Below are 5,200 nucleotides of genomic sequence, written 5' to 3'. Positions count from 1 at the left end.
ATCACTTGATAAATTTTTAGGAGGTATTTTTATGTTTTTAGCACTAAATGAAATTATTCATTCAAAATTACGTTATGCCTTAGTGACAGGTGTGATGTTTCTAATAGCTTATCTTGTCTTTTTTTTGACGGGATTAGCCTATGGTTTAGCACAAGACAATCGTACTGCTGTGGATAAATGGGAAGCTGATACTATTGTCTTATCGAAGGATGCCAACACAAACTTAGGGATGTCAATGATCACGAAAAAGACAGCAGAAGAAGTGAAAGGTGATCAAGTCGCTTATTTAGCTCAAACACCTGGCGTAGTTACAAGTCCAGATCGTCCTGATGCAGATAAAGTCAATGTTAGTTTTTTCGGGATCGATCAAAATCAATTTATTATGCCCAATATCGTGGAAGGAGAAGAGTTCAATTCAAATGATGAAGCGGTTGGTGATATCAGTTTAAAAGAAGAATATGGGTTAGATATCGGTGATACGATCAAATTATCAGGAAGCGATAAGACGTTCAAGTTGACTGGTTTCACTGAAAATGCAAAATTCAATGTCTCGCCAGTTGTTTATACAACGATCAATGCATATCAAGAGATTCGATTTGAAAAAGAAGATGCGACTGAGAATGCACGTATCAATGCAGTAGTTGTCCGAGGAGATGTCGAAAACTTGCCAAGTGATTTGGAAAAGATCAGTATATCCAAATTTATCAATGAATTACCAGGATACAATGCGCAAGTATTGACTTTTGGTTTCATGATCGGCTTTTTGATCGTGATTGCTGCAATCGTGATCGGCATATTCATCTATGTTTTGACAATGCAAAAAATCAATATTTTCGGTGTACTTAAAGCACAAGGAGTCACAGGCGGATTTATTGCCCGTTCAGTGGTTGCACAAACATTCTTACTTTCGTTTTTCGGTGTGGCACTTGGATTATTTGGAACGTTCGTTACCTCGCTTGTTTTACCCGATGCCGTTCCTTTCCAAAGTAACTGGCTGTTTTTCGGTGTCATTAGTGTGATGATGTTGATTGTCGCCATTTTAGGGGCACTCTTCTCAGTGAGAACGATCGTAAAAATCGATCCATTAAAAGCAATCGGATAGAAAGGGGAATGGAAAATGAAAGCAATTGAATTTATAGACGTTGAAAAAAGCTTTAAAGATGGTGATCAAACCATCCAAGCGCTGAAAAAAACAAATATGAGTGTCGATAAAGGAGAATTTGTCGCGATCATTGGACCATCTGGTTCCGGAAAGAGTACCTTCTTGACGATTGCGGGAGGTTTACAGACACCCAATAAGGGAATCGTGAAAATCAATGGAGAAGATTTCAGTGAACAACCGGAGAAAAAAAGGGTAAAATTACGCTTCAAGGAAATCGGTTTTATTCTTCAAGCGTCCAATCTGGTCCCGTTTTTGACCGTCAAGAAGCAACTGATGTTAGTCGATAAAATCAAACACGAAAATCGACAAGACGAAGCGAAGCAATTGTTCGAACAACTTGGTGTCGATAAACTACTCAATAAATATCCAGAAGATCTTTCAGGTGGCGAACGACAAAGAGTTGCAATTGCCCGAGCACTTTATAATGATCCTTCCATCATTTTAGCGGACGAACCAACGGCTAGTTTAGATTCGGAAAAAGCAGTAGAAGTTGTGGAGATCTTAGCGAAAGAATCGAAGGAAAAAAATAAAGCAATCATTATGGTTACTCATGATACCCGACTTATTGACAGATGTGATAAAGTATTTATGATAGAAGATGGTGTCTTTCAAGAAAAAAAATAAGTCAGAGGGTGTAAAATTTGGTCCATCGATACAATAAGGATACACAAGAGAAAATTTTAAAAGAAGCGAATCGTTTATTTATGTCAAAAGGCTATCAAGGAACTTCAACACGGGAGATTGCCAAAAATGCTGGAATTACCCAACCAAACCTTTATCATTATTTTAGTGATAAAGAAAAATTGTATTGTGCAGTTTTAGAAGAGCATTTGAGTACTGTAGGTACAGACTTAAGAGCGATTTTAGAAGAGAATAAACTTGATTTTAAACAATCTTTGACTAAAATGACGAAGTATTTGATCGATACCCATCTTTTAGACCTTTTTATGATGCACCATGATTTAAAATCAAACCTTTCTGCCGAGACGAGAAATCATCTTTTTAGCTTGTGGAAAAAAAGTTATCGTGAACCATTTGAAGTGATCTTTTCGACAAATCAGCCTTTGATGCGTACGCATGTTACAACAGAAATAGCTGCAAAACATTTTTTTCTTCTGTTAGCACCATACATTACGGAATCGTCAAATTCACTTGAAAATCCGTTTAGTGTCGAACAATTGATCGATTTATATCTTCACGGTGTATTAGCTGAGTAAAAACTTCAAAAGAGTCTTTTTGATTCTTTTGAAGTTTTTTTGTTATTCTTTTTTAGATGATTGTTATTTTTAGATTAGAATAATGAGTGATATCTAATTTATATGGTAATTGAGAAAAAGAGTTAAAAAATAAGGAATATAAAGATTTTTAATAATAACAATTATAAAATAGAAATATAACCATTGTGTTTTAATCGATTTATAAATTAATTTTAAGGAAACGCTTGAAAAGGCTATTATCAGGTGATAATATTTTTTTAGCAACACAAGCTTCATGAGTTTAACTCACTATTTGAAAGAAATAGAGGGGGAATGAATAACATATTTTTGTGTTTTTTGGTTACATAAACTGTTTTTTGAAAAGTGAATAGGGTAAAAAAAGGGGAGAGTTAAAAATGAAAAGTGTTAAAAAAATTGGGTTGGCAGCAATGTTATTTTCTTCTGTTGTTTCAACAGCACTTCCTACAGTTGGACAATTGTCTGTAGTGAATGCTGAAGAAATCCAACAGACTGAACAGCAAGCAAGTTATAGAAACGTAATGTACTATGGTGACTGGTCGATTTGGGGCGGCGAAGGAAACTTTTATCCAAAAGATATCCCAGCTGATCAATTGACACACCTGAATTTTGCCTTTTTAGATTTTGATAGTAATGGCGAGTTAGTCTTTACTGATGCAGACGCAGCGACTGGCGCACCTGTTGGATTACCGGGCGTACAATGGAATTCTGCTAGTTCTGGTATCTTAAATGCAATTCAAGATTTACGTGGAAAAAATCCAAACATGAAAATTGGTGTTTCATTAGGTGGTTGGTCTAAATCAGGTGATTTCTCTGAAGTAGCAGCAAACCCAACGAAACGTAAGAACCTTGTAGATAATGTCGCAAAATTTATTAAGTATACAAATATGGACTTTGTGGATGTGGACTGGGAGTATCCAGCGGATGTTCGTCAACCAGATTTAGTGGATAACAAAAATGACGAAGGAACACCACACGCAAAACCAGAAGACAAAGAAAATTACATAACATTATTGAACGAAATTCGCGAAACGATCGACAAACAAGGTGAAGAATTAGGTAAAACATATGAATTGTCTGTGGCATTACCAGCAGCACAAGGAAAATTAAATTCAGGAATCGACGTAAAACGATTATTTGAAGTTGTAGACTTCGCAAATGTCATGACTTATGACTTAACTGGTGCATGGGCGGACACAAGTGGTCACCATTCAGCACTTTATGGAAATCCAGATGATCCTAACTATGACAATGGTTTTTCTGTTGACCAAACAGTTGAATACCTACGTGAAAAAGGTGCGCCTTCAGAGAAAATCGTTATTGGTGCAGCATTCTATACTCGTGGATGGAACGAAGTAGCAAAAGGGGACAATGCAGAAACTCCAGGATTATTCCAAAAAGCAACACAATCAAATAAAGATGCGGACCAAACACCAAGTTATGGAGCAAAAAATAAAAATCCATTAACAGTAGGTGACGGTGGACGCGCAAGTGGTGTATGGCCATATCGAGATATCACAACTTTACTTGGCAATACTTCTGGCTTGAAAGAATATTGGGATGACGTAGCGAAAGCGCCATTTATGTACAGCGAAACAACTGGCGAATTCTTTACTTATGAAAATGAAAAATCAGTCACTTATAAAACTGAGTATGTGAAAGAAAATCAACTTGGTGGAATCATTTCATGGCAACAATCACAAGATAAAGAAACAACTGGAACAAAACGCGATAAATTGACCAATGCAATCAAACAAGGATTGTTTGGCAGTGAAAAACTTCCAGAATTTGAAATCAAGAGTACGCCATTGGATGTCGATGTTGAGATCTCAACGTATACACAATATGGCGTGAGTGGTTACGATGTAAAAATTACGAACAAGGAAAAAATGGAAGAAACTTCTTCTGTATTGAAATTAGTTGAATTTTCACAAGAAACAATCAAATTACCTAAATTAGTGATTCCAATGGCGACAAATGAAAAACTTGGCGCTGGCGATTACAAAGCAGGTAAAGTAACAAACGTGGATGGCGCTGCAATCGTTGATTTGTCTTCTGTTTACGATGGGAAAGAAATCAAGCCAGGTGCATCTTATGAGTTCAGATTAAGCTCAAGCGCTGCTGAAGCAGATGTCGCTGTTGACAATATCGACTCAATCACTTTAAGCCAAAGAATTGGTGATGAAGGAATTGAAATCAATAAACAAGTCATCTTTGGTGAAGACTCAACAACTGAACCAGGTACACCGGATACAGAAGCACCGTCAGTACCAACAGGTCTTACAACTACAACGATCGGCGAAACAAATGTTTCACTATCATGGACAAAATCAACAGATGATAAAGCAGTAGCGGGCTACTATATTTTCCGCGATGGCAAACAAGTAGGTCAATCAGCAACAACTACATTTACTGATGCAGGTCTAACTGAAAATACTGAATATTCATATACAGTAAAAGCATTTGATCGCGCGGGAAATGTGTCACAAGAAAGTAAAGCATTAGTTGTAAAAACATTAGAAAAAGCACCGGCAGATTTAGAAGCACCTTCAATTCCAGTAGATTTGAAAGCTTCAACGATCGGTGAGAAAAATGTCTCATTGTCTTGGACTCGTTCAACTGACAATGTAGCAGTAGCAGGTTACTATGTTTTCCGTGATGGCAAACAAGTAGGTCAAACAGCAACAACTACATTTGCTGATGCTGGTTTGACACCAAATACCGAATACACATATACAGTAAAAGCATTTGATGCAGCAGGAAATGTTTCAGAAGAAAGTAAAGCACTAGTTGTCAAAACGTT

The 5,200-nt window shown here is 36.7% G+C and carries 4 protein-coding genes; all 4 read left to right on the top strand.

The window, feature by feature from the left end; translation table 11 throughout:
- Positions 1–31: 31 nt before the first annotated feature.
- Positions 32–1,102 (top strand): ABC transporter permease, encoded by a 1,071-nt coding sequence (locus JZO83_RS13005; RefSeq protein WP_207116023.1) that lies wholly within the window; start codon positions 32–34, stop codon positions 1,100–1,102.
- A 15-nt stretch (positions 1,103–1,117) separates the two neighbouring features.
- Complete coding sequence (locus JZO83_RS13000; RefSeq protein ID WP_206853466.1) at positions 1,118–1,786, top strand: ABC transporter ATP-binding protein; 669 nt, start codon at positions 1,118–1,120, stop codon at positions 1,784–1,786.
- A gap of 17 nt (positions 1,787–1,803) precedes the next feature.
- On the top strand, positions 1,804–2,379 hold the full coding sequence (locus JZO83_RS12995) for a TetR/AcrR family transcriptional regulator (RefSeq protein WP_206853468.1): 576 nt from the start codon (positions 1,804–1,806) through the stop codon (positions 2,377–2,379).
- Positions 2,380–2,774: 395 nt separating this feature from the next.
- Positions 2,775–5,200 (top strand): glycosyl hydrolase family 18 protein (locus tag JZO83_RS12990; RefSeq protein ID WP_207116022.1); only part of this gene is annotated, 2,426 nt, incomplete at its 3' end.

Origin of the sequence: Enterococcus sp. DIV1298c (genome assembly GCF_017316315.1) — a bacterium.
GTDB lineage: Bacteria > Bacillota > Bacilli > Lactobacillales > Enterococcaceae > Enterococcus_B > Enterococcus_B mangumiae.
The sequence above is the reverse complement of the archived record's forward strand: the minus strand, read 5'-3'. Positions and strand labels throughout refer to the sequence as shown.